Genomic DNA, 25,615 nt, shown 5'->3' on the forward strand with positions numbered 1-25,615 from the left:
ACAAGTTTTGATCCACAAAAAAAGAATGATTTCGGAATCAAAAAAAAATTGGAATCAAAAAACAACAGATAAAATATAATCAAAATCTGAATAATTTATTTTTGTTTTTGTTCTTATTGAAACTATTTCTAAATAAAAATCCAACGAAATCGATATAATAATGTTAAAATTTTCTTAAAATTAATAAGTCTGACTTTTATCATATTTCACTCCGCACATTGTTGCGAAATTTGCTATATAAATAATACAAAAAGAATAAAGCTGTAAAAAAACACAAAAAAACCTTGTATTATTAAGAATATAACAATAATCATTAAATTCAAAAAGATGAGGCCAACTAAATTTCAATCCGTTTTTTTAACATTTGCTTTACTATTGATTACAACTACTGCCTTTGCTCAAAAAAATTATACACTAGACAATAAGACTAATTTTTCAGTTTTTGGTACTTCGACATTACACGATTGGGAAATGACTTCTGCATCAAAAACAGGTAGTGCAAATCTTACAGTATCTGATTCAAAAGTTGTTGATATCAATTCCATCACTATTGATTTAGCAGTTGAAACAATTAAAAGCGGAAAAAGCGGTATGGATAAAATCGCTTACGAGACGCTAAATGCTAAAAAATTCAAAACCATAAAATATGTTTTGAAATCAGCTACAAAAGTTAACGAAACTACATGGAATTTAACAGGAACCTATACCATTGCAGGAGTTAGCAAAGACTTAAAAACACAAATAAAAGTAGCTGTTGTAAATGGAGTAGTCAACATTCAAGGCTCAAACAAAATTACTTTTGATGAATTTGGCATGAAAGCCCCAACTGCCTTATTAGGTACAATCAAAACAGGAAAAGATCTTACAATAAAATTCAATCTTAATTACAAATAAAACTAACAACAAATGAGAGTAATTTATTTTTTAGCAGCCGCTTTACTTAGCTTAACTGCTGCACAGGCACAAGACCGATTTGGACAAATACAAAACTTAATTCCAAGAGACAAAACAGGTATTAATCAATTTGATGTAAAAAAAGATTCTGTTGAATTCAAAGGGTTGAGTATCGATTTAGGAGCTGCATTTGCTTTGCAATTTCAAGGGGTAAAATCGTTCAACGACCATAATTATGCACCAGGTCAATACCGATTGAATAATCTAGAAAACAACTTCAACTTACCAACTGCTAATATGACTATTGGTGCTCAATTGTATGATGGAGTTCGCGTTAACTTAGATTTGTACTTAGCTGCCAGACACCACAACGAAACTTGGGTAAAAGGAGGTTATTTACAAATTGACAAATTAGACTTTATCAAAAAAGACTTCTTAAAAGATTTCATGAAATATGCTACTATCAAAATTGGTCAAATGGAGAACAACTATGGTGATGCACACTTCAGAAGATCTGATAATGGTAATGCTTTAATGAATCCATTTGTTGGAAATAATATCATGGATGCGTTTACAACTGAAATGGGAGCTGAACTCTACTACAATAGAAATGGCTGGGTGAGTATGATTGGAGTTACCAACTCTAAGTTGAACCAAAATGTTAAAGAAATTGTCCCAGCAGCACCAGGTAGAAATACTACTATTAGTCCAACTATTTTAGCTAAACTAGGCTATGACAAACAATTGAATGACGATTTAAGAGTACGTTTAACAGGATCTTTTTACCATGTTGCTAACTCTAGTGGAAACTTATACTCTTCAGACAGAGCAGGTAGCCGTTTTTATGGTGTGATGACACATGCAGCTAGCAGCTTTCCTGTAAACGGAAATAATGTAGCAATTGCTGACAACTTCGACCCAACTTCAAACTATACAACAGGTCGTTTCAATCCTGCATTTGGAAACTGGGCTACTTCATATATGATTAACCCTTTTGTAAAATACAAAGGTCTTGAAGTATTTGGAACTATTGAAATTGCTTCTGGTGGAAATAAACAAGGTGACGAAACAAAACGTACAGTAAATCAATATGTAGGTGATGTTGTATACCGTTTTGGTACTAACGAAAAATTCTATGTTGGTGCAAAATATAACTTAGTTTCTGGTAAATTAGCCAACACTGATCTAGAAAAAATTAACATCAACCGTTTTGAAGCAGCTGCAGGTTGGTTTATGACTAAAAACATTCTTGCAAAAGTAGAATATGTAAATCAAAACTACAAAAACTTCTCTCAATTCAATGCAAACGGAACACCTAATGATTTATATGGTGGAAAATTCAACGGTGTAATGTTTGAAGCTGTTATCACTTTCTAATACAAAATGCATAACAAAATAATAATAGGTTTATTGGGTGTTGTACTTCTCTTTACATTGGGAAGTGCAGCACCCAATTTTCATTCTTATGATTCTTCCCTTATCATCAACAAAATTGAAATCAATATAACAGGATTATCCACAGTGGGTAAATACAATTGTAGTACAACTTTTTTTAAAAAGGACACTATTGTACTCAACGTTGCCAATAAAAACTGTATTAAAGCCGAAATCCCCATGGTAAAATTTGATTGCGGGAATAGAATCATGACCAAAGATTTACAATCTACGGTAAAAACTACACAATTTCCTTCAAGCTTTGTTTCCATTACCGATATTAAACCCTATGGCAACCATTACAAATGCAATCTCAACTTTTTGATTACCAATAAAACTTTGAGATACAAAGATTTTCTTTTGACCAAAGAGAATAACAAACTACAAGGAAACATTGCTTTGAATTTCTCAGACATTGGACTTGTTCCTCCTGTAAAAATGGGTGGTCTAATCAAAGTTAAAGATCAAATTGCTGTCAATTTTAGTCTTTACAAACTGTAAATAAACCATAAAATCATTCAATAAATAAGAGTAACCACTTACAAAAAGGTGGTTTTTTTATTTGTATTTAATTTTAAAAATCGAAAACAAAAACCTTCAGCAGTTAAACGAGTTTTCTAACCGTTCATCGTAAAAGTTTTAAATCTGAAAAAAAAGCATCTAGTTTAGCCTAAAATTCAACTAAATCTTTTTATTAAATCTTTTGTTATGAAGAAAACTATACTCTTTTCTTTACTATTCACTACCATTTTTAGCATTGCACAAACACCATTGCACGAATTTAATTTTGACGGAAGTCTTGTGAATACAAACAAAAGCTCTTCATTTTTTGGAAATGCTACATTCTGTAAAGATCGTTCTGGAATAGACAAAAAAGCCATTAGATTGACTAATGAAGGACTGATAGCAAATATTGTAAACTTGCCACAAAGCAATGCCCCCAGAACTGTATCTATTTGGATTAAATTCAACGATATAACAAACTCCAATTATATTTGGGGATATGGAGCCGCGGCCAGCAATCAATTTTGTGGCTTAATTCATCAAGGAACTGATTCAGGAGAATCATTACTTAATGTTGCTGCTTGGGGACACAAAAACGATTTTGTAATGACGCTTCCTTTGGCAAAAGGAATTTGGTACAATTACACCTATGTTTATGATGGAAAAAATGCTGCTATTTACAGAAATGGAGTACTAATTGAAAACTATTTAGCACCCAACAGAAACACTACCGGATTGTTCTTTAAACTAGGAAATATTAATTCATTGATTAGCATAAACGCCGACATAGATGAGTTAAAAATATACGATACTGCATTGTCTCACGAAGAAATTATAACGCAATATAACACAGGTGCTTCATTAATAGTTGCAGAAAATCCGAGCTCCTTAAAAAAAGGAAAAGGAACAGTTAAAAATAAACTTCCAATTTCAAAAGCAATTGCACTAAACAAATAATTTAAAAAATATATAAGGAGTAAGTAAAGTCTTTACCAAAGATTTACTTACTCTTTTTTATTTATGTTAATGATTGGTTTCAACATCATCTTGAATCAAACAGAAGAGTAATTTATTAAGAAAAAACTTTTCATAATTGTAAGTTAAATTAATTTTTATAAATTTACACATACACAAGGAGTTGATTTAAAACAGATTACAATACTTGTATATGTTTTAAACTTATTGAATAAAGCTAGTACATTACCATGTTTCTATTTGTCCAATGCATATTCAATCTTTGCCCCAAGTTAGTTTTTGAACATTATTTAATTAAAGAAAAACCATAAATTCTTATTCACTTAAATAGTAACTAATCAAAAATGAACATGAAAACAATCCCTTACTTTATTTTCAATTGCTTATTTATCTGTACTCTTTGGACAGCAAAAGCACAAAAAAGCTATGTGTTAGACACCAAGACTAACTTCACAGTTTTAGGAACTTCTACAATGCATGATTGGGAAATGAGCTCAACGGCAAAAAATGGAACTGCTACTCTAAGTGTAGCTGATGGAAAGTTAAGCGACATCAAAGCCATTACAATTGATTTACCTGTAGAAACTATAAAAAGTGGTAAAAACGGAATGGATAAAATTGCTTATGAAACCCTCAATGCTAAAAAATTCAAAACAATAAAATACGTTTTGAAAGACGCTACCAAAGTAAATGAATCAACATGGAACCTTACTGGTACTTATACTATCAACGGTGTAAGCAAAGAAGTAAAAACTCAAGTAAAATCGAGTATTGCTGGTGGAATTGTTACACTTCAAGGAACCAACAAAATAACATTTGATCAATTTGGAATGAAAGCGCCAACAGCCTTGTTAGGAACCATCAAAACAGGAAAAGATTTAACATTAAAATTTACACTTAATTTTAAATAACCAACTATGAAACTAACAACCACATTAACCGCAACCTTAATTTTTGTCATTGCGGCAAACGCTCAGGACCGTTTTGGACAAATACAAAATTTAATTCCAAGAGACAAAAATGGAATAAACGTATTTGATGTAAAAAAAGACGATGTAGAATACAAAGGCTTAAGTATTGACATTGGTGCTGCTTTTTCTTTACAATTCCAAGGAGTGAAATCTTTTAATGATCATCCAACTGGGTCATTTTTGAATAGCACTGGTGGACAAATTACCAATTACCGCCTAAACAACCTTGAAAACAATTTTAATTTACCAACAGCTAATATGACCATCGGCGCTCAATTATTCGATGGAGTTCGAGTAAATCTTGATTTATACCTTGCCTCGAGACATCATAATGAAACTTGGGTAAAAGGAGGCTATTTGCAAATTGACAAACTAGACTTTATCAAAAAAGATTTCCTTGCCGATGTTATGAAATATACCACCATCAAAATTGGACAAATGGAAAACAACTATGGTGATGCCCACTTTCGAAGATCCGACAATGGGAATTCATTGGTAAATCCATTCGTTGGAAACAATATTATGGATGCTTTTATCACAGAAATGGGGATGGAAATTTATTATAATCGTGGTGGCTTAGTAAGTATGATTGGGGTAACTAACTCTAAATTGAACCAAAATGTTCAAGAAATAATACCCGCTAACCCTACCCCAGCAGCACCGAACCCAAACACTACCATAAGTCCGACGATTTTAGCTAAACTGGGTTATGATAAACAAATTAATGACGATTTAAGACTACGTATCACAGGTTCCTATTATCACACTGCCAATTCTAGCGGTAACTTATACTCATCTGACCGAGCAGGAAGCCGTTTTTATGGAGTTATGAGCCATGCTGCTTATACTGGACCTGCGGGAGCCGTAACCAATAACTTTGACCCTGCAGCCAATAAAGATACGGGACGTTTCAATCCAGGTTTTGGTAACTGGGCTACATCGTATATGATTAATCCGTTTGTAAAGTTTAAAGGGTTTGAGTTCTTTGGTACACTTGAGTTTGCCTCCGGAGGAGATGGAAGAGGTGTTGATGCAAAAAGAACCGTTAATCAATATGTAGGAGATATAGTGTACCGTTTTGGAGGTAATGAAAAATTCTATGTTGGTGCACGTTACAATGTGGTTGATGGAAAATTAAAAAATGCAGATGCTAATGCTATTTCAATCAATCGATTTGAAACTGCAGCAGGATGGTTTATGACTAAAAATATTTTAGCTAAATTTGTGTATGTAAGTCAAAATTATAAAGATTTCTCTCAATTCGTAAGCGGCAATCCAAATGACTTATATGGCGGAAAATTTAACGGAATATTGTTCGAAGCTGTAATCACATTCTAATAAATGCAACAAAAAATATCCCTATTTTTAATTGGTTTGGCACTTATCTTATTAACGGTAAGTGCCAAACCTTTTTATTTTTATCAAAAACTACCCCGAGTAATCCATAAAATTGAGATTAAAATTAAAGGAAATTCGACCGTTGGGAAATACACTTGTGCTACTATTTTGTACAAAAAAGATACCCTAAATGTCGAAGCATTAGAAAAGAACACCATCAAAGCTACCATTCCAATGACTAGCATAGATTGTGGCAATAGGATAATGACCAAAGATTTACAAAGCACTGTAAAAGTCAAAACGTTCCCGAATAGTTATGTAACCATTGGTAATTTAAAATATTATAGTAACAATACTTACAAATGCACTCTGGTTTTTACTTTAACTAATAAAACACTGACTTACAAAGATTTTGTCTTGACCTATTCCAAATCAACTCAGCAAGCAACTGGTATATTACCGCTTACATTTTCTGATTTAGGTTTAAGTCCACCTGTAAAAATGGGCGGAATCATAAAAGTTAAAAATGAGATTGAGGTAAACTTTGATTTGTTTTTCAAATAAAGAATCAACTTAGCGGGCGAATTAATACCTTTGCGGCTAGAACAAAAAAGACTTCAAATGCATTTTTTATCTCAAGATTTAGAGGATTACATTGAGCAACATTCTGAAAAAGAGCCAGCACATTTAGCGGCCTTGAATAAAGAAACGTACCAGAAAATTTTATTACCTAGAATGCTTAGCGGTCATTTTCAAGGAAGAGTTTTGAGTATGCTTTCTAAACTGATTCGTCCAAAGAATATTCTTGAAATTGGAACTTACACTGGCTACTCGGCTTTGTGTTTGTGTGAAGGAATGCAAGAAAATGGACAACTTCACACCATAGACATCAAAGAAGAATTGGTTGATTTTCAGCGAAAACATTTTGACAAATCGGCTTGGGGACATCAAATTGTGCAGCATTTAGGAGAAGGAATTGATATTATCCCTACTATTGATTTGACATTTGACTTAGTTTTTATTGATGCCGATAAGGAAAACTACTTAAACTATTTTGAACTTATTGTTCCGAAAATGAACAAAGGCGGAATCATTTTATCAGACAATGTTTTGTGGAGTGGCAAAGTTGTTGAGCCTTTGCAAAAGAATGATTTGAGCACCAAAGTTTTATTGGAATACAACCAACTCTTAGCCAACGACCCAAGAGTGGAAACCGTTTTGCTTCCTATTCGAGATGGATTGACGGTGAGCAGAGTACTTTAAATCCCTATACGTCTTATCAAAATACAGTTCCTAGCCCAGATGGGAATGAAAATCCTTTTGGGTTGAACGGTATTTTTTCTTGACTAAAAAAAGCGACTGGAAGAAGCTCTTTTTTGGTCTTAGAAAAAAACTGTTTCGGACCAAAAGATTGTAATGTACAGCTGGATTATGCTCCTAATTGGTAATTGGAAAATACTTTTTTTGAAAGATTTGATACCCTTTATAGGTTAAAAAACCAAAGGTGAAACCACAAAAATAACCTGTAAGAATGTCTAGTGGATAGTGCAAACCAAGGTAAATTCGGCTATAGGCAAAAATCAAAGGCCATAAGAAGAGAAGTCCAAAATACTGAAACTTATTTCGCAACACCAAAAACAAGAAGGTAGCCACCGCCATAGAATTGGCCGCGTGACCTGAAAAAAAACTAAAAGAATTTCTGGATTGCACGACGCGAATTAGGCTATTGATGTCTGTATTATTGCAAGGGCGCAAACGTTGAAACGTATTTTTGACCAAATTGGTTGTCTGGTCTGTGAAAGCGATTAAAACTGCAACAAAAAGCAACAAAAACAGGGTTTGCTTGGCTCCTACTTTTTTGTAAATGATGTATAAAAGCAACAAAAACAAGGGTGTCCAGTTGACTTGCTTGGTGATAAATAACCACAAACCATCGAAGGTCTCAGAACCTAAACCATTTAAAAAAACAAATAACTGAATGTCCAATGCTTCTAGCTTGTCTAACATTACATTTGTCTTTTTATGGGTCCTTCGATTTCGTTAACATCTTCAGTGGTGGTGTCTGTTGGTTTTCCTTCTACCGCGTTTGCCGCATTGTTGATTTCGGAAGTGAAATTAGTGGCAAAACTTGTTATAGAATTGGCGGAATCGCCCAATAGATTTTGTTTGGCTTTATCTATTTCGGAATTGATTCCTCCGGTTAAATCGGATAAGGTTTTCTGATCCAATCCGTTAGCCTCCGCTCCTTTTTGAATTTCATTTTTAATATCGTTTGTCGCGTGTTTTAGCTGCGCCATCGCTTTGCCCATAGTGCGAGCAATTTCTGGTACTTTATCAGAACCGAACAACATCAAAACGATAAACATTATAAAAATTAGTTCTCCTCCTCCTATTCCAAACATAAGGTTGATTTTTTATTGCGACAAATATATTAATTTTAATACAGTTGCTTTTTAAATATTTCATAAAAAAGAGGTGCTGTGTCAATGGTCAGAACACCTCTTTCTGAAATACACCTTAATTGCTATCCTTTTATGTAACTGCTAGAATCGTCTTCCTGTATTTAGCAAATCAAAATAGGCTTTATCTATCCATTCTTGATGATCGGGATGTGCGATTTTTATCATTTCCATCGCTCTATCTTTTAGTGTTTTGCCATACAAATCTGCGATTCCGTTTTCGGTGATGATGTATTGCACGTGCGAACGCGTAGAAACTACTCCAGCACCTTGTTTTAAGAAGGGTACTATCCTACTCGCTCCGTTTTTGGTTACCGATGGCAATGCGATAATTGCTTTCCCGCCTTCGCTTAAAGAGGCACCACGAACAAAATCCATTTGACCTCCTACACCAGAATACATACTTCCGCCAATAGAATCAGCACAAACTTGTCCGGTAATATCTACTTCTATAGCCGAATTAATCGCGACCATTTTTGGATTTCGTCGTATTTTGGCGGTATCATTTACATAGGACGATTCTCTTAATTCTATAAATGGATTGTCGTTTACAAAATCATACAGTCGCTTAGAACCTAGCATAAAAGTTGACAATACACGTCCACGTGTCACTCCTTTGTAATTGCAATTGATAACATCTTTCAAAATTAAATCAATCACACCATCGGAAAACATTTCGGTGTGAAGACCTAAATCTTTATGGTTCATCAAATTGGCCAGAGCGGCATTTGGAATCGAACCAATTCCTAGTTGCAGCGTACTTTTGTCATCGATTAAAGAGGCGATATGTGCTCCAATTTTTGCTTCGAGAGGCGATATTACTTCTTCTTCTTTTTCGTGTATTGGACAATCTACATCGACTAAAAAATCTATTTCGGATACGTGCAGGATTCCGTCACCAAAAGTTCTTGGCATGTTTGGATTTACTTGCGCAATAACCGTTTTGGCACTTTCTATAGCTGCAACTGTCGCTTCTACAGAAACTCCTAAGGAACAATAGCCGTGATTGTCTGGTGGTGAAACGTGTATAAAAACTACATCAAGTGGAACTACTTTTTTTCTAAACAAACGTGGCAATTCACTTAAAAAGACTGGAGTGTAAGAACCATTTCCTGCTGTTAGTGTGTGTCGAACATTTTTGGCAATAAAAAAAGAATTCACGTGGAAGCTTTCTGCTAATTCAGGATTGGCATATGGTGCTGGACCTTCGGTATGCAAATGACAAATTTCTACATTTCTCAATTCAGAAGCTCTATCTGTCAAAGCTTTGGTAAGGACATTTGGTGTGGCTCCAGCGGCGTGAATGTAGACTCTGTCATTTGATTGCACCACTTTTACTGCTTCAGGTGCCGTAACATATTTACCCATATTTTTGTGATTTATGCTTATAAAGATAGCTTTTATATCTTTTAATTGAAAAAAAACATCTAAAAACAATTGCTTTTTTAGAATTAATCAAAGCACAATAAAAAGTTAAAATTTCTAATAATTAAAAGTATTACTATTATTTTTGTAAATAAAATAACTTTTTCGTGATACAATTACTCATTAAAAAAATAGTTACTATGAAAACACTGGCTCATTTTGTATTGGTTTTTGTACTTGGATTACAATTAAGTTGGGGACAACAACAGGATTCACTTCAAACTAAAAAGACATATACTAATTGGGAGCAAGCTGTTAAAGATCCCGAAAAAGTATATCGCTTGAATTTAAGCAATCAATCGCTGATTTTGGATTCTCCTGTTTGGGCAAAATTTAAAAATTTGGAATACCTAAACCTGAGCAACGATCATCTCAAAACATTGCCTAAAGGAATCACAAACTTAAAGAAATTGAAGGTTTTAGAAATTAGCGGTAACGATTTTACTAAAGTACCCGATGAGATAAGCAAAATAGAAAGTCTAGAAGAAGTTTATTTAAACGAATTCAAAAACATCAATTTACCTAAGTCAATTGAAGCGTTGGCAAAGCTTCCAAACCTTACAATGCTCCATTTAGAGAATAATAATCTGGAGCGATTACCTAGTGAAATTGCTTTATTGAAAAACTTAGCCCAATTGTATTTGAATCAGAATCGTTTTAAAGAATTTCCTAAAGAAGTTAGGGGATTAAAACATTTAGAACAATTGGATATTAAAAACAACGCTGTCCCAATTTTGATGAGTCCACAAGAAAATATGAATTTTGGATTTAGAATTAATTTTTAACGAAACCCCATTGCATGAAAAACAAATTATTCCTGCTTTTTTTAACCTTTAGCCAGCTAACTTTTGCTCAAAGCTCTCGAATTACAGATAACAATTCGATTGGATGGCTAAATTACATGGGGACATTCAAACTTAATCCAAAAATAAGCCTTCACACAGAATTTCAATGGCGAAGAGATGAATGGATCAAAGACAAACAACAAAACTTACTTCGCCTAGGTGTTAATTATCAAGTAGATCCCAAAGTCCAATTTCGCATAGGCTATGCCTTGGCAGAAACCTATCCGTATGGAGATATTCCAATCAACGGTTTTGGAAAAGATTTTACGGAACACCGAATGTATGAAATGGTTACCCTTACCGACAAAATAAAAATAGTAGAACTGTCACATCGATTCATGCTAGAACAGCGTTGGGTAGGAAGATATTCTACTGCCAATCATACCAAAGAAGACGATTACTTATTCTCGAGCCGGTTGCGATATATGTTCCGAGCACAAGTTCCTCTAAAAGGTAATACCATTGGTGACCATACGCCTTATGCAGCGATTTACGATGAAATTCTGATTGGATTTGGCAATAATGTTAATGAAAACATCTTTGATCAGAATCGTTTTGGGCTGCTTTTGGGGTACAAATTTGATAACACTTTTAGGCTAGAAGCGGGATACATCAATCAAATTTTACAATTGGGTCGCGAGCTAAACGGACGAAACGTAATACAACACAATAACGGATTTATCATTAACACCATATTCAACTTTGATTTACAAAACAAATCTAAAATAATATCGAAATCATAATTACAACATGGATAGTATTTTAAATAACCTAAAAATCCAAGTAAATAGCAAAATCTATGTAAAAGATCCAGAGACTTCTGCTTTGGGAAAAAAAATCATAGAACATAGCATTTTACTCATCAATGAAATTGGCTTTGAAGAGTTTACCTTCAAAAAATTGGGCGAATTAATAGGTTCAAACGAAAGTTCTATTTATCGCTATTTCGAAAACAAACACAAATTATTAGTATATTTATCTTCATGGTATTGGAGCTGGATGGAGTACCGATTGGTTTTTTCGACCAATAATATTACCAATCCTATTGAAAAATTAGTAAAGGCCATACAAATTGTAACTGAAAAAGTTGAAGACGACCAAGCAACAACTCACATCAATGAGAGCATTTTAAACAAAATCATCATCCAAGAGTTTACAAAAACCCTGCACACCAAGGATGTAGATGAAGAAAACAGAGATGGGTTCTTTTTGATTTACAAACGTTTGATTAATAGAATTGTACAAATGGTTCACGAAGTCAATCCTGAATATCCTTTTGCCAAAAGCTTGATTTCATCAATAATGGAAGGAGCTTCACATCAACATTTTTTGATGAATCACTTAAAAACCATCACCGATTGCAACTCAGAAGTAAGCCCATCTGATTTTTATACGCATTTAATAACGACTCTTTTAAAACAAAAATAATGACACCATTACAACGCTATTACAAATTATTGTTACTAGACAAAAAAGATGTCTACCAAATTATATTTTACGCCATTTTTGCTGGTTTAGTGAGTTTATCACTTCCTTTGGGTATTCAGGCTATTATCAATTTTATTCAATCGGGTAGAGTAACCGTTTCCTGGGTAGTCCTCGTAGTATTTGTAGTGATTGGAGTAGCTTTGGTAGGGATTTTATCATTAATGCAACTTCGAATCACCGAAAATTTACAGCAAAAAATCTTTGTTCGTTCTTCTTTTGAGTTTGCAGCACGTTTACCTAGAATCAAATTTGAAGAATTATACGATTCTTATCCTCCTGAGTTAGCCAATCGTTTCTTTGATACGATGACCATTCAAAAAGGGACTTCAAAGTTATTGATTGACTTTTCGGCGGCTTTGTTACAAATCTTGTTTGGTATCATCTTGCTTTCGTTCTATCATCCGTACTTTATTATGCTGGGCTTTTTACTGCTAATATTGCTTTATTTAATCTTTAAATACTCCTATTTCATTGGGCTAGAAAACAGTTTAAAAGTTTCGAAATACAAGTATAAAGTAGCGGGCTGGTTGCAAGAAATGGCGCGCAACAACTATAGTTTTAGAAAAGAACGCAACTATGATTTTGCCTTGCAAAAAAATGACAAATTCGCTAGTGAATACCTACATTACAGAGAATCGCTTTTTAATGTGCTCAAAAGACAGTTTAGTCATTTGATTGTTTTTAAAATCATTATTACTGCTAGTTTACTTTCAATTGGAGGATATTTGGTAATTTCTCAAGAAATGAATATTGGTCAGTTTGTAGCTGCAGAAATCATTATTTTACTAGTAATCAACTCTGTAGAGAAAATTATTTTAGGATTAGAAACGCTTTATGATGTATTGACTGCGGTAGAAAAAATAGGATTAGTTACCGATCTAAATATGGAGGAAGACACCAATTACGAAGCCAATAAATGTTTTCACGCCATTAGTCTTACTGCAGAAGGCTTAGGTATTCAATTTCCTGGAGCATCAAAGAAAATATTAGACAATATTAATCTGAAAATAGATCAAGGAGAGCGTGTTTTTATAGAAGGGAAAAACGGCTCTGGAAAAACAACGCTAATCCGTATTTTGTCTGGGTTACTACAATCCTCAGAGGGTGCTTTGTACATTAATGATGATACTTTCAAAAAGATTAATCTTAAGCAATATCGCTCTCAAATTGGTAACATTATCCATAGCGAAACTCCTTTTGAAGGAACCATCTTGGATAACATTATCTTCAACAACCCAGATTGTTCCGATGAGGATTTGAAGTGGGCTTTGGATGGAGTGCAACTCACCTCATACATCAAGTCACTACCCAAAGGACTAGAAACGCAAATTTTCCCAGAGGGGCAACAACTATCATCATCGAACGCACAAAAAATTCTGTTGGCAAGAAGTATCATTAACAAACCAAAAGTATTGTTTTATGAAGACCCAACGGATGCTATGGACGAAAAAGTAGCCAATGAAATCATTGATTTCATAACATCAGATGCAAACAAATGGACCATAATAATTTCGTCAAAAAATCCGTATTGGAAGACAAAATGCAACAGATTCCTCACTATGGAAAAAGGACAAATCATTTCGGATATAAAAAAATAAAACCATGTTAAATATTTCAGAAGGCAACAAAACCAGCTTAGAATCATTACAGCGCTACAAAACCGTTAAGGATTTAAGTAATAGACCGCATTACAAAATATTGAATAGAATCATCTGGACAGTTTCGATTTTAGCGGTTATCGCACTATTTTTACCTTGGACACAAAATATTTCGGGCTCTGGAGCTGTAACCACATTAAAACCTAACCAAAGACCACAATCTATTCAGAGTGTGATTTCAGGACGAATTGAAAAATGGTACGTACAAGAAGGGGATTATGTAGAGAAAGGCGACACAATTATGTTCATTTCAGAGATCAAAGAAGATTATATGGACCCAAATTTGGTTGCCAATACCAAAAATCAAGTCAATGCCAAAAAACAGGCTTTGCAATCCTATGGCTCAAAAGTAACCACGCTTTCTTCTCAAATACAAAATATAGAAAACGAGAGAAAACTTAAACTAGAGCAAGCCCAAAACAAAATCAAACAAGGTTTGTTGAAAATAAAAAGTGACTCTACTGATTTAGAAGCAGTAAAAACCCAACTCAAAATCGCCAACACACAATTTAATCGTGCAGTACAACTCAACAAAGAAGGCTTAAAACCACTGACCGATGTGGAGGAAAAAAGATTGAAATTACAAGAAGTTGAAGCCAAAATCATAACACAAGAAAATAAACTTCTGACTAGTAAGAATGAATTTATCAATGCCAAAGTTGAGTTAGGTAGAATAAATGCAGAATATGGAGAAAAAATTGCCAAAGCACAAAGCGATCAATTTACTGCATTGAGTAATCAGTTTGATACTGAAGCACAAGTAAACAAATTAGAAAACCAATACGTAAACTACAGCATCCGAAACGGAATGTATTACATCAAAGCGGTACAAAGTGGCTACATCAACCGTGCGATTCAAGCAGGAATTGGCGAAACCATCAAAGAAGGAACACCAATTGCTACCATTATGCCAGCAAAATATGATATTGCTGTAGAAACTTTTGTAAACCCTGTTGACTTGCCACTAATTAGAAAAGGAGAAAAAATCAGGGTTTGGTTTGATGGATGGCCTACTATAGTATTCTCTGGATGGCCTGATATGTCTTATGGAACATTTGGAGGACAAATTGTAGCCATCGAAAATTTCATTAGTGAAAACGGAAAATTCAGAGTATTAATAGCTCCAGACCCTAATGAAGCGCCTTGGCCTAAACAAATAAGAGTAGGCTCGGGTGCAGAAACTATTGCGTTGTTAAACACTGTTCCTGTTTGGTTTGAAATTTGGAGAACCCTCAACGGATTCCCTCCTGATTACTATAAAACAACCGCTAAACAAAAATCATCCAAAGAGAAAAAATAATGAAGAAGTTCCTACTTATTTTCATACTATATGGTACTTTTTTACAAGCTCAGAACACTACTGCTGTTAGCCCAAGTAACGAATTCAGCTATAATGAGTTTTTGGGCTATGTAAAAAAATACCATCCCTTAGTAAAAAATGCCGATTTAGAAATCACCCGTGCTCAAGCCAATTTGATGATGGCTAGAGGTGGATTTGACCCAAAAATAGAAGTCGATTTTGACAAAAAGCAGTTCAAGGATAAAGAGTATTATTCTATTTTGAATAGTAGTTTTAAAATCCCAACTTGGTATGGTATTGAGGTTAAAGCGGGTTTTGACAACAGTGAAGGGATTTATTTAAACCCACAAAATACGCTTCCTAATCAAGGATTAACCTCTTTCGGGATTAGTGTTCCGTTGGGGCAAGGACTTTTGATTAATCAACGAATGGCTGATGTTCGCAAGGCCAAAATGCAAGTACAATTGAGCCAAGCCGAGAGAAAACTTGAAGCCATTGCGGTTTTGTATGATGCTTCGGTAGCGTACTTCAATTGGAAAAGAAACTATGATGAAGTTCAGTTATACAAAGTCTATCAAAAAAATGCACAAATTCGTTTTAAAGGTATCGAATCCTTAATCCAACAAGGAGACAAACCTGCGATTGATAGTGTAGAAGCTGGAATCATTGTAAAAAACAGAACACTAAGTTTGGAGGATTCTGAATTGAAATTAGCCAAAGCCAAATTGGAGCTTTCCAACTATTTATGGTTGGACAACAGTATTCCGCTAGAACTTTCAGATGCGTTGATTCCAGAAAATAAATTGGCCACTACGATTCAGGAAACCTTACGCACGAATGATTTACAAAATCAAGATTTTTCGATAACAAACCATCCAAAAATCAATGCGTTGGAACGCAAAATAGACATGCTCAATGTAGACCGAAAACTCAAAGCGAATGCCTTATTACCTAAAATCGATTTGAGTTATTCGTATTTATCGGAACCCAGTTATATCGACAATTATCAATTTAATGATTACAAAATTGGAGTGAATTTTGCCTTTCCTTTGTTTTTGAGAAAAGAACGAGGAGGATTGAAATTGGCACAATTTAAAGTACAAGAAACACAATATGCTTTGAGTTTAGAAAGAGTGCAATTGACCAACAAAATTACAGCTCAAAAAACAGAAATCACTTCGCTTACCAAACAACGTAGTCTGATTGAAGGCTTAGTTAAAAATAATGAAACAATGCTGCAATCTGAAGAACGATTGTTCTCGTTTGGAGAAAGTTCGTTGTTCTTGATTAACACGCGTGAGAATAATTTGGTTTCGGCTCAACTGGCGGCGATTGCTTTAGAGAATCGTTTTTTGATTTCGAATTCAGAGTTGTTTAAGATTATGGCAAATCCTGATTGATTTTTTTGAGGTTAAAAAACATATAAGTCATAGAAGTTTTGGAGTAAAACTATGGTTGTTTTTTGAACCATATAAGAAATTGAAGAACATATAAGGTTGATTAAAATCCGTTAAATCTGTGTAATCCGTGGCTAATTTAACCGCAAAGGTCGCAAGGGTTTACGCAAGGGGCGCAAAGACTATAGCAACTTACTTTAAAAACATATAAGCCATTGAAGTTTTGGGATAAAGTTATGGGTGTTTTTTGAACCATATAAGAAATTGAAGAACATATAAGGTTGAGTAAAAATCCGTTAAATCTGTTTAATCCGTGGCTAATTTAACCGCAAAGGTCGCAAGGGTTTACGCAAGGGGCGCAAAGACTAAAGCAGCAATTACATCAATTTACCGATTAAACAATTAACGCTTAACCTTAAAAAAGCACTATTGCTGGCTCTTTAGCCCCGATTGCTTCGCCAGTTCGCTATCGCTCGGGTGCAGTGGAAATCCTTTTTTTCTACCTGCCTTTAGGTAGAAAAAAAGATTGTAGCGGAAAGCGGGAACCTTGTTGCCTGAAAATGCCTATTGTTTCGCTCCTAATTTTTCTGATGGAATTTGTTTTGCTTCTGTAAAAAAAGAAGCGATACAATTATTTTAAAAGTCGTACTTTTGCCCACTGAAAATTTAGCTGCTATGATTATTGTAAAATCAAGAGAAGAAATTGAATTAATGCGCGAAAGTGCTTTGATTGTTTCCAAAACGTTAGGAATGATTGCCTCCGAGATTAAAGAAGGAGTGACTACTTTATATTTAGACAAATTGGCCGAAGAATTCATTCGCGACCACGGTGCAGTACCAAGTTTCTTGGGATTGTACGGTTTTCCGAATTCGTTGTGTATGAGCCCAAACTCTCAGGTTGTGCACGGTATCCCGAACAACAAACCGCTAGAAAATGGCGATGTGATTTCAGTGGATTGTGGGGCTTTCAAAAATGGATTTCACGGTGACCACGCTTACTCGTTTGAAATTGGCGAAGTAGCACCTGAAACGAAAAAATTATTACAAGTTACCAAAGAATCGTTGTATGTTGGAATTCGTGAATTTCGATTAGGCAATCGCGTGGAAGATGTAGGAAATGCAATTCAGAAATATACCGAAGCCCACGGTTATGGTGTGGTTCGTGAATTAGTAGGTCACGGTTTAGGGCAAAAAATGCACGAAGACCCCGAAATGCCAAACTACGGCAAAAGAGGTCGCGGTAAACTTTTTGTTGAAGGTATGGTGGTGGCCATCGAACCGATGATTAATATGGGTACCAAAAACATCAAACAACACAAAGACGGCTGGACCATCACTACTGCCGATGGAAAACCAAGTGCTCACTTTGAACACGATGTTGCCATCATTGACGGAAAACCTGAAATTTTATCGACTTTCAAATACATTTACAAAGCACTTGGCATTGAAAGCGATGAAGAAGAAGAGTTTAGAAAAGTGCCTTTAATTATTTAAACACGAATTGCACGAATTAGCACGAATATAAAACTTGTAAATTATAGGAATTATTTCAATTATTATTTTACCAATAATATAAAAAATGCATCAACTATATTTAAAAGAAGAAGCTTATTCAATTATCGGTATTTGTATGGAAGTCCACAAAATTCTGGGAAAGGGGCACAGTGAAAAAGTATATGGAGATGCATTAGAATATGAATTTAGGAAAAACAAAATCCCATATTCTAGAGAATCCAAGTTCAATATCGAATACAAAGAAATCATTTTACCTACTTATTATTTTGCTGATTTTTTGGTGTATGATGAAATAATATTAGAAATTAAAGCAATACAAGAGCTTACAAGTAGCGAAATAAAACAAACACTTAATTATCTTGCTGCCTCAAAAAACAAACTTGGATTATTAGTGAATTTTGGGGAAGATAGCTTAAAATATAAAAGAATAATCCTTTAATAAATCCATTCATTTTTGGATTTCATTTTTTACACCAAATACAATTAGTGTAAATTCGTGAAATTCGTGTTTTAACAATCAATTTTAAATGAAATCTGCTTTTAAACTTATACTCAATACCATTCCGCGTCCCTTATTAATTCGTTTGAGTTATGTGGCGCGACCCATCATTGCTTTTACCTTAAAAGGTGACAAATTTACGGACCCAATTGATGGCAAAAGCTTTAAATCGATGTTGCCTTACGGATACGAAACGCAACGCAACAACGTGCTTTCACCAAGTACGCTTTCGCTAGAAAGACACCGCTTGTTGTGGTTGTACCTCAACGAACAAACGGACTTTTTTACAGCACCCAAAAAAGTTTTGCATTTTGCTCCTGAACAAGCTTTTTACAAATTGTTTCGCAAACAAAAAAACTTGGACTACACTACTACCGATTTGTTTTCGCCTTTGGCAGATGTAAAAGCAGACATTTGTAATTTGCCGTTTGAAGACAATCAATACGATGTGATTTTGTGTAACCACGTTTTGGAGCACATCCCAGACGACACCAAAGCGATGCAGGAATTGTACCGCGTGTTGAAACCTGGTGGAATGGCTATTTTACAAATTCCGCAGGACTTAAATCGTGAAGTGACCTTTGCCGATGACTCGATTACCGACCAAAAAGAACGTGCCAAAATATTTGGACAATACGACCATGTACGCATTTATGGGCGTGACTATTTTGACAAATTAAGAAGCATTGGTTTTACCGTAATCGAAGAGGATTATACCAGCAAAATTGCTCCTGAATTGGTAGAAAAATACTGTTTGGCCAAAGGCGAAATTATCCCAGTTTGTTTTAAATAAATAATTGACACAGATTGCACAGATTTACACAGATTTATATAAGTGCTAGATAGCATTAAAAAAACTTTGTGGCCTTTGCGGTTAAATTTTTGGACATAGATTCAACAAATCTTTATCAATTATCAAATGCTAATCTGTGATTTGATAAGGCGAAGCAAATTTGTATTTACAACAAACCAAAATCAAAAACAATCTTATAAATAATTGTATTTGGAACCCGAAAATCATTTCCAGTTTTGCTTTGATATCAGTTTCGAAGCGAGACTCAATTACTATATTCCTACTGCCTATGTAGTTGGGCATACGGATACCATTACCTATTTAGAAAAAAAAGCCAGTCCAGAAGTCCTTCAAAGTATGGGGATAACGCTTGAGAACTTAAATACTGCTACACAAAAAATAGTGTTGCTTTGTGAAGTACTCCAACCTGAAGCCCTGTTTAAGAAATACCGAACCAAAAGCAAATCGGCCAAAAATATTGAAGATTTACTGAAGGATGAAAAGTTAAAATTAGGTATTGAGCAGTTTATAAAAATAAGCTTAGCGCAATTTTATACGTTAGTACAAGAGAACGATTTCCCTCTTTCATTGAACTTGGGAAAAGAAAAAGATTTTCGCATTAGCCGTATCACCACTCAAAATCCAGCTTTGGGCACCGAACTGCATTTTGACAAACATGACAACGGGATTTCGTACACCTTGCAACTGAAAGATGCTGATACTACATTTTACCCCTCGAATACTAAAATTACACTTTTATTAGACGAGCCGGCTTGGGTTGTGGCACATCATAAACTGTATCAACTACAAGACATCAATTCGAAAAAAATCACGCCTTTTTTGACCAAAAAAGTGGTGGAAATCCCCTCAAAATTAGTGCCCGATTATTTTGAAAAATTCATCAAAGACATAGCCAAAAAAGTAGACATTACGGCTACAGGATTTGAAGTCATTACTCGCGAAACCATACACCATTGTACACTACAATTGGTCTATGATTTTTTCAAAAACAGCTATTATATTGGACTTTTATTTGATTATGACGGCTATGTGTTTGATGCCACCAAACCCAAAAACACGCACTCAGAAATTGACCTGAAGGATTTGAACAACATCCAGTTGGTACAATACAAACGAAGCGAAGCTGAAAATAATTACAGCCAAGCCTTATTGAATTTGGGTTTAAGCAAAAACGAAAACAATGTATTTGGACTTACTCAAAATACAACAAATCAAGACGCTTTCGGAACCATTCAATGGGCTATCGAAAATAAAGAAAAGCTAGAACACTTAGGTTTTTCATTAGAAAATTTAAAAATAGACGGGAAGAAAATCGATAGCAATGCCGTAACGATTACATTCTCCAACACCATTCAAAACGATTGGTTTGACATCAAAATGACGGTGGTTTGTGATGACTTTGAGTTTAATTTCAGCGAGTTGATTCCGAATATAAAAAACAAAAATCGTCTGTTTGCCTTACCCAACGGAAATTACTTTTTGATTCCATCAGAATGGATGACGCGCTACAGTGCGATGTCAAAATTGGCTAAAATGAAAAATGGAAATCTTGCGGTGCTCAAAAGTAATTTTGCGGTTTTTGAAGACATCCCACAACTGAAACAATCCTTACACGTTAAGGAATCCGTTCAATACCAACCTTCTCCTTTGGTTAAAGCCACCTTGCGACCGTATCAAATAGAAGGCGTGCAATGGCTCTTGGAACATTACAACAACGGATTAGGCGCTTGCTTGGCCGATGATATGGGATTGGGAAAAACATTACAAACCTTATCCACACTGGTCGCGGTACAAGAACAACTAGAGGTTGAAAAAGCCGAAAACATTCAGCTCGATTTGTTTGGCAATGAAATTCCTGTAGCCAAAGAATACTTAAAAGCGTTGATTGTGCTTCCCTCCTCTTTGGTGTTCAATTGGTACAATGAAGCTAGAAAATTTACACCACATTTTCGAAGAATTCAGTATGTAGGTCAGGACCGAAAATTACTATCTAAAAAATTAGAAAAATACGACTTGATCTTTACCAGCTATGCCGTAGTGTCCAGAGATCTTTCGATTTTAGAAAAATACCAATTTCGCTATTTGATTTTGGATGAAAGCCAATACATCAAAAACAAAAATTCGAAAATCTTTAAAGCCATTAATCAACTGCAAACCACTCATAAAATCTCATTGAGCGGCACACCTATTGAAAATTCATTAGACGATTTGTGGTCTCAAATGCAATTTATCAATCCGAATATTTTGGGGAGTTATGCTTTTTTTACTGAGCATTACAAATTTCCGATTGAGAAAAAACAAGACGAAAACAGTCTCGCAGAACTCAAAACCTTAGTCAATCCTTTTATTCTAAGACGTACCAAAGAGCAAGTTTTAAAAGACTTACCGGAACTCTGTGAACAAGTTTTCTATTGCGAAATGGAACCTGAACAAGAGAAATTATACGAAGAAGAAAAGTCGAAAGCGAGAAACGCCCTTTTAAAAACCGATGGCTCAGGCATTGACAAAATCAATATTATCAATACGTTGATGCGTTTGAGACAATTGAGCAATCACCCAAAAATGGTCGATGCCACCTCCGAAATGGATTCTGGAAAATATATGGCAGTGACGCGTTATTTGGAAACCTTGGTACAGTCGAATCAAAAAACGATAGTATTCAGCTCGTTTGTATCGAATCTGGAGTTTTATAAAAAATGGAGCCTCGAAAACAAGATTGATTATTGTGAACTCACTGGCGCTACCCCTCAAAAAGAACGCGCCTACCAAGTCCAGAAATTCCAAGAGCAAGAGCGCACAAAATTGTTTTTCATTTCCTTAAAAGCCGGTGGCGTGGGACTCAATATTACCAAAGCTTCTTATGTCTTGTTTTTGGACCCTTGGTGGAATCCCTTTGCCGAAAAGCAAGGTATCGGTCGTGCCCATCGCATTGGACAATTGAACAAAGTAAATGTGGTCCGATTCATTACCAAAAATACAGTAGAGGAAAAAATCATTCGTTTGCAGGAAAACAAAAAACTGCTTTCGGATGCGTTGCTTGATGAACAGCACATCAGCCCAGAACTTGAAGAAAATTTAGATTTTATTTTAACCTAAAAAACCTGCTACTTCATTGAAATAGCAGGTTTTGGTTTTGTGTTCTCTTTTGTGATTTATGATTTGCTTTCAGGCATCAACATCCCAATTACTTTGTCTTTGGTTAAATACTTTTTGGCCACTTCTTGAATGTCTTTTGCAGTTATAGCATTCACTTCGGCTTCGTATTTCAAGGCATTTTCAGGATTGTTGCCATTGATGTATGATCTAGTAAAATTAGTCAACCAAAAACGGTTTTCTTTACTGTCTTTTCTATAATCAGCTAATTCTCCTTCTTTGTATTTCGCTACATCCTTTTCCTCTGGACCATTGGTAATAATCTTTTGTAACTCGTTCAATGCCGATGCGGTAAGCTTCTCTGCATTTTCAGGACCACAAGGGAAATTAATAGTAAAGTTGTAAGATCCATAAGGCACTTTGTTCATACTACCACGAGCTGAAACCCCATATACCCCACTTTCAGATTCACGCAATTGCTCAATCAATTTGATAGTCAATACTTCACCCAGAGCTTCTATCGCTAATGCTTCTTTTGGAGAATATTTTGCCTCACCATAGAACATAATGTTCACATTACTTTTTGGATCGGTTCCTTTGTTTACCACTTTCTTCAAATCACCTTTTAGCATTCGGTAACCTAAGTCTACTGTTTTCTCTTTGGTTGCTGTTGCAGGCAAAGATGCCAAATATTTAGTAGCCAAAGCTTCAATGGTTTTATCATCTACATTTCCAACGAAGAAAAATTCAAAATCGGCTGCATTAGCAAAACGCTCTTTGTATTTGTCATACGCTAGTTTGTAGTCTGTTTCGGCCCATGATTTATCTGTTGGTAAAATTCCATTAAATCTTGGGTTTTCTTTATTCAAATAGGCATAAAATTCTTGTTGGAAGTAATATTGTGGTTGCGAAGCCATATTTTTGAAGAAACTAGCTTGTTTCTGTTTAAAACCTTCAAATGCCTCTTGATCAAAATTCAAATCAGTAAAATAAGCATGCACCATTTGGAACAAATATTCTAAATCTTTTGGAGTAGTATTCCCTCTAAGTCCTTCTGTTGTCCCTCCAATGTATGGATTGACACGTGCAATTTTTCCTGTCATGAATTTGTTGATGTCATTCAATTTCAATCCAGAGAATCCTGCTTCTGCAAGAGCGCCATTGGCAAATTGTACTTTTTTCATCTCATCATTAGAATACAAATTGCTTCCTCCTAAACTCACAGCTTCAAAAAGCACTTCGTCATTTTTGAAATCGGTAGTTTTGTATACTACTTTTACTCCATTAGATAATACTAACGTTTTAGTACCTAAAGTAGCATTAGCTTCTCTTTTTACTACTGTTCCAGCTTTTACCTCTTTTCTTAGCAAACTAGTCGCTACCGCCTTATCTTCATAAGGTTTCAAATCGGCTTCATTTACTTTTAGGGTTTCTAACACTTCTTGTTCTGTAACTTTCTTCAAGTTTTCTTTTTGCGGTCCTGTAAAAACCACCACGCGGTTATCTTCTTTGATGTAATTTTTAATAAAACCATTTACATCTGCCAGAGCAATAGTAGGCAATAGCTTTTTCATAGTTTCAAAAGTCCATTCTATTCCTGGCACTGGCTCTTTTTCAAGGAAATTCAATTGCATTTCTTCAACAAAATTCTCAGAATCTGTTTTAGCTCTGTCGTTGTAATTCTTTTCAATTTGAGCTAAGAAATCAGCTTTGGCTCTATCCAATTCTCCAGAAGTAAATCCAAATTTTTTGGCTCTTTCATTTTCGGTTACCAAGACTTTCAAAGCACTTAATTGCTTATCCTCTGCCGTCATTGCAACAGATTGATAGGCTTTTTTATTTCTAGCATATGTCCCACCATAATAAGAATACCCAAAAGTAAAAGGTGGTGTAGCAGAATTGGTCAATTCCTCCAAACGATTGTTCAATAAAGTAGTAAACAAGCCTTCAACAAGATAACTTCTAAAATCTCCAACTGTTGTAATTTTCTTTGGTGCATCATAATCCTTGTAAACCAATTGCACTTGTGTATTTGAAGCTTCTTTATCACTTTCTACCGCCACAAAAGTTTCTTTGTGATTGGGTACTTCAAATACGTTTCTCGTTTTTTCGTTGGATGGATTTTTATACGCTGAGAAATGTTCTTTAATTTTCTTTTCCATTTCGGCCACATCAATATCACCAACCACAATGACGCTCATCAAATTAGGACGGTACCAATCTTTATAAAAACGAGTTAAGGTTTCGTATTTGAATTTTTCTAAAATTTCCTTTTGTCCAATTGGTAAACGATTGGCATATTTAGAATTGTGCATCATTTTAGGCAGGTAACGTCCCATCATTCTTTTTTGAGCACCTAATCCTAAACGATATTCTTCTAAAACGACACCACGTTCTTTGTCAATTTCTTCAGGAGTTAAGACCGTATTAAATGCCCAGTCCTCTAAAATTTGAAATCCTTTTTCTAATTTTTCTGGATTATCAGAAGGAATTGGAAGAAAATAAACGGTTTCGTCAAAGCTAGTATAAGCGTTTAGGTGCTGACCAAATTTAACGCCAATACTTTGTAAATAATCTACTAATTGATTCTTCGGAAAACGTTTGGTTCCGTTAAAACACATGTGCTCCATAAAGTGAGCTAAACCTTGTTGGTCATCGTCTTCCAAAATAGAACCAGCGTTTACGACCAATCTAAGATCTACTTTCTTTTCTGGTTTGGCATTCTTTTTAATGTAGTAGGTCAACCCATTTTCGAGTTTACCGGTTTTGACATTCGGATCAAATGGAATAGCTTGTCCATAATCCATAGTTTGGGCTAATATTGTTACTGGAAACAATAATATACCCAATGCGAATTGGTTGATTTTTTTCATAAAAAATGTTTTGTTGATAAAGTAAAACTATAGATTTAACGTCAAATCAAAATCATTATTATAAAAAAATTAACAGAAATTACTTCCAAAAAAAACTCGCCAACGATTTAACTACAAAAAAACGTAATAAACA

Annotated in this window: 22 protein-coding genes; 18 read left to right on the plus strand and 4 right to left on the minus strand. The window is 34.7% G+C overall.

Translation table 11 applies throughout. The features are described 5' to 3' along the window. Positions 1-327: 327 nt before the first annotated feature. The 8 genes from ACZ1AQ_RS00600 (at position 328) to ACZ1AQ_RS00635 (ending at position 7,379) form a co-directional block, all read left to right on the plus strand. A complete protein-coding gene (locus tag ACZ1AQ_RS00600) occupies positions 328-894 on the plus strand; it encodes a YceI family protein (protein ID WP_489631028.1) in 567 nt (188 codons plus the stop codon). 12 nt (positions 895-906) lie between these two features. Continuing rightward, entirely contained in the window at positions 907-2,271 is a 1,365-nt protein-coding gene (locus tag ACZ1AQ_RS00605; protein WP_489631029.1) for a hypothetical protein, read from the plus strand. 6 nt (positions 2,272-2,277) lie between these two features. After that, the gene (locus tag ACZ1AQ_RS00610; RefSeq protein ID WP_489631030.1) at positions 2,278-2,829 is read left to right on the plus strand and encodes a hypothetical protein; all 552 of its coding nucleotides are present in this window, start codon (positions 2,278-2,280) and stop codon (positions 2,827-2,829) included. A gap of 207 nt (positions 2,830-3,036) precedes the next feature. Continuing rightward, entirely contained in the window at positions 3,037-3,789 is a 753-nt protein-coding gene (locus tag ACZ1AQ_RS00615) for a LamG-like jellyroll fold domain-containing protein (RefSeq protein WP_489631031.1), read from the plus strand. 362 nt (positions 3,790-4,151) lie between these two features. Further along, positions 4,152-4,718: a YceI family protein gene (locus ACZ1AQ_RS00620; RefSeq protein ID WP_489631032.1), complete on the plus strand. Its 567-nt coding sequence runs from the start codon at positions 4,152-4,154 to the stop codon at positions 4,716-4,718. A 6-nt stretch (positions 4,719-4,724) separates the two neighbouring features. Then, on the plus strand, positions 4,725-6,116 hold the full coding sequence (locus ACZ1AQ_RS00625; protein WP_489631033.1) for a hypothetical protein: 1,392 nt from the start codon (positions 4,725-4,727) through the stop codon (positions 6,114-6,116). Between the two features lie 3 nt (positions 6,117-6,119). After that, positions 6,120-6,680, plus strand: a complete 561-nt coding sequence (locus ACZ1AQ_RS00630) for a YceI family protein (protein ID WP_489631034.1) — start codon at positions 6,120-6,122, stop codon at positions 6,678-6,680. A 57-nt stretch (positions 6,681-6,737) separates the two neighbouring features. Next, a complete protein-coding gene (locus tag ACZ1AQ_RS00635) occupies positions 6,738-7,379 on the plus strand; it encodes an O-methyltransferase (protein ID WP_489631035.1) in 642 nt (213 codons plus the stop codon). A gap of 174 nt (positions 7,380-7,553) precedes the next feature. On the opposite strand, the gene ACZ1AQ_RS00640 is transcribed toward ACZ1AQ_RS00635, so the two are convergent. The 3 genes from ACZ1AQ_RS00640 to ACZ1AQ_RS00650 form a co-directional block, all read right to left on the minus strand. Further along, the gene (locus ACZ1AQ_RS00640) at positions 7,554-8,123 is read right to left on the minus strand and encodes a phosphatase PAP2 family protein (RefSeq protein WP_489631036.1); all 570 of its coding nucleotides are present in this window, start codon (positions 8,121-8,123) and stop codon (positions 7,554-7,556) included. Continuing rightward, positions 8,123-8,518 (minus strand): Sec-independent protein translocase subunit TatA/TatB, encoded by a 396-nt coding sequence (locus tag ACZ1AQ_RS00645; protein WP_489631037.1) that lies wholly within the window; start codon positions 8,516-8,518, stop codon positions 8,123-8,125. The genes ACZ1AQ_RS00640 and ACZ1AQ_RS00645 overlap by 1 nt, the downstream gene beginning before the upstream one ends. 141 nt (positions 8,519-8,659) lie before the next feature. Beyond that, positions 8,660-9,943, minus strand: a complete 1,284-nt coding sequence (locus ACZ1AQ_RS00650) for an acetyl-CoA hydrolase/transferase family protein (protein WP_489631038.1) — start codon at positions 9,941-9,943, stop codon at positions 8,660-8,662. A gap of 197 nt (positions 9,944-10,140) precedes the next feature. On the opposite strand from ACZ1AQ_RS00650, the gene ACZ1AQ_RS00655 reads away from it, so the two are divergent. The 10 genes from ACZ1AQ_RS00655 (at position 10,141) to ACZ1AQ_RS00700 (ending at position 22,612) form a co-directional block, all read left to right on the plus strand. Beyond that, the gene (locus tag ACZ1AQ_RS00655; protein WP_489631039.1) at positions 10,141-10,785 is read left to right on the plus strand and encodes a leucine-rich repeat domain-containing protein; all 645 of its coding nucleotides are present in this window, start codon (positions 10,141-10,143) and stop codon (positions 10,783-10,785) included. A 14-nt stretch (positions 10,786-10,799) separates the two neighbouring features. Further along, complete coding sequence (locus ACZ1AQ_RS00660) at positions 10,800-11,588, plus strand: DUF2490 domain-containing protein (RefSeq protein WP_489631040.1); 789 nt, start codon at positions 10,800-10,802, stop codon at positions 11,586-11,588. A gap of 7 nt (positions 11,589-11,595) precedes the next feature. Continuing rightward, positions 11,596-12,273, plus strand: a complete 678-nt coding sequence (locus tag ACZ1AQ_RS00665; RefSeq protein WP_489631041.1) for a TetR/AcrR family transcriptional regulator — start codon at positions 11,596-11,598, stop codon at positions 12,271-12,273. Beyond that, a complete protein-coding gene (locus tag ACZ1AQ_RS00670; protein ID WP_489631042.1) occupies positions 12,273-13,931 on the plus strand; it encodes a peptidase domain-containing ABC transporter in 1,659 nt (552 codons plus the stop codon). Before ACZ1AQ_RS00665 ends, ACZ1AQ_RS00670 begins: the two co-directional genes overlap by 1 nt. 4 nt (positions 13,932-13,935) lie before the next feature. After that, entirely contained in the window at positions 13,936-15,291 is a 1,356-nt protein-coding gene (locus ACZ1AQ_RS00675) for an HlyD family secretion protein (protein WP_489631043.1), read from the plus strand. Beyond that, complete coding sequence (locus ACZ1AQ_RS00680; protein WP_489631044.1) at positions 15,291-16,691, plus strand: TolC family protein; 1,401 nt, start codon at positions 15,291-15,293, stop codon at positions 16,689-16,691. Before ACZ1AQ_RS00675 ends, ACZ1AQ_RS00680 begins: the two co-directional genes overlap by 1 nt. Before the next feature lie 672 nt (positions 16,692-17,363). Further along, positions 17,364-18,182: a type I methionyl aminopeptidase gene (map, locus tag ACZ1AQ_RS00685; RefSeq protein WP_489631045.1), complete on the plus strand. Its 819-nt coding sequence runs from the start codon at positions 17,364-17,366 to the stop codon at positions 18,180-18,182. Positions 18,183-18,267: 85 nt separating this feature from the next. After that, positions 18,268-18,642 carry a GxxExxY protein gene (locus ACZ1AQ_RS00690; RefSeq protein WP_489631046.1) on the plus strand — a complete coding sequence of 125 codons (375 nt, stop codon included), beginning with the start codon at positions 18,268-18,270 and terminating at the stop codon, positions 18,640-18,642. An 88-nt stretch (positions 18,643-18,730) separates the two neighbouring features. Continuing rightward, on the plus strand, positions 18,731-19,495 hold the full coding sequence (locus ACZ1AQ_RS00695; RefSeq protein ID WP_489631047.1) for a class I SAM-dependent methyltransferase: 765 nt from the start codon (positions 18,731-18,733) through the stop codon (positions 19,493-19,495). Between the two features lie 210 nt (positions 19,496-19,705). Next, complete coding sequence (locus tag ACZ1AQ_RS00700) at positions 19,706-22,612, plus strand: DEAD/DEAH box helicase (protein ID WP_489631048.1); 2,907 nt, start codon at positions 19,706-19,708, stop codon at positions 22,610-22,612. Between the two features lie 56 nt (positions 22,613-22,668). Here the strand turns inward: ACZ1AQ_RS00700 and ACZ1AQ_RS00705 are convergent, their stop codons facing one another. Beyond that, complete coding sequence (locus ACZ1AQ_RS00705; protein WP_489631049.1) at positions 22,669-25,482, minus strand: M16 family metallopeptidase; 2,814 nt, start codon at positions 25,480-25,482, stop codon at positions 22,669-22,671. Positions 25,483-25,615 lie beyond the last annotated feature (133 nt).

The sequence above is a fragment of the Flavobacterium sp. UM26 genome (assembly GCF_057922445.1).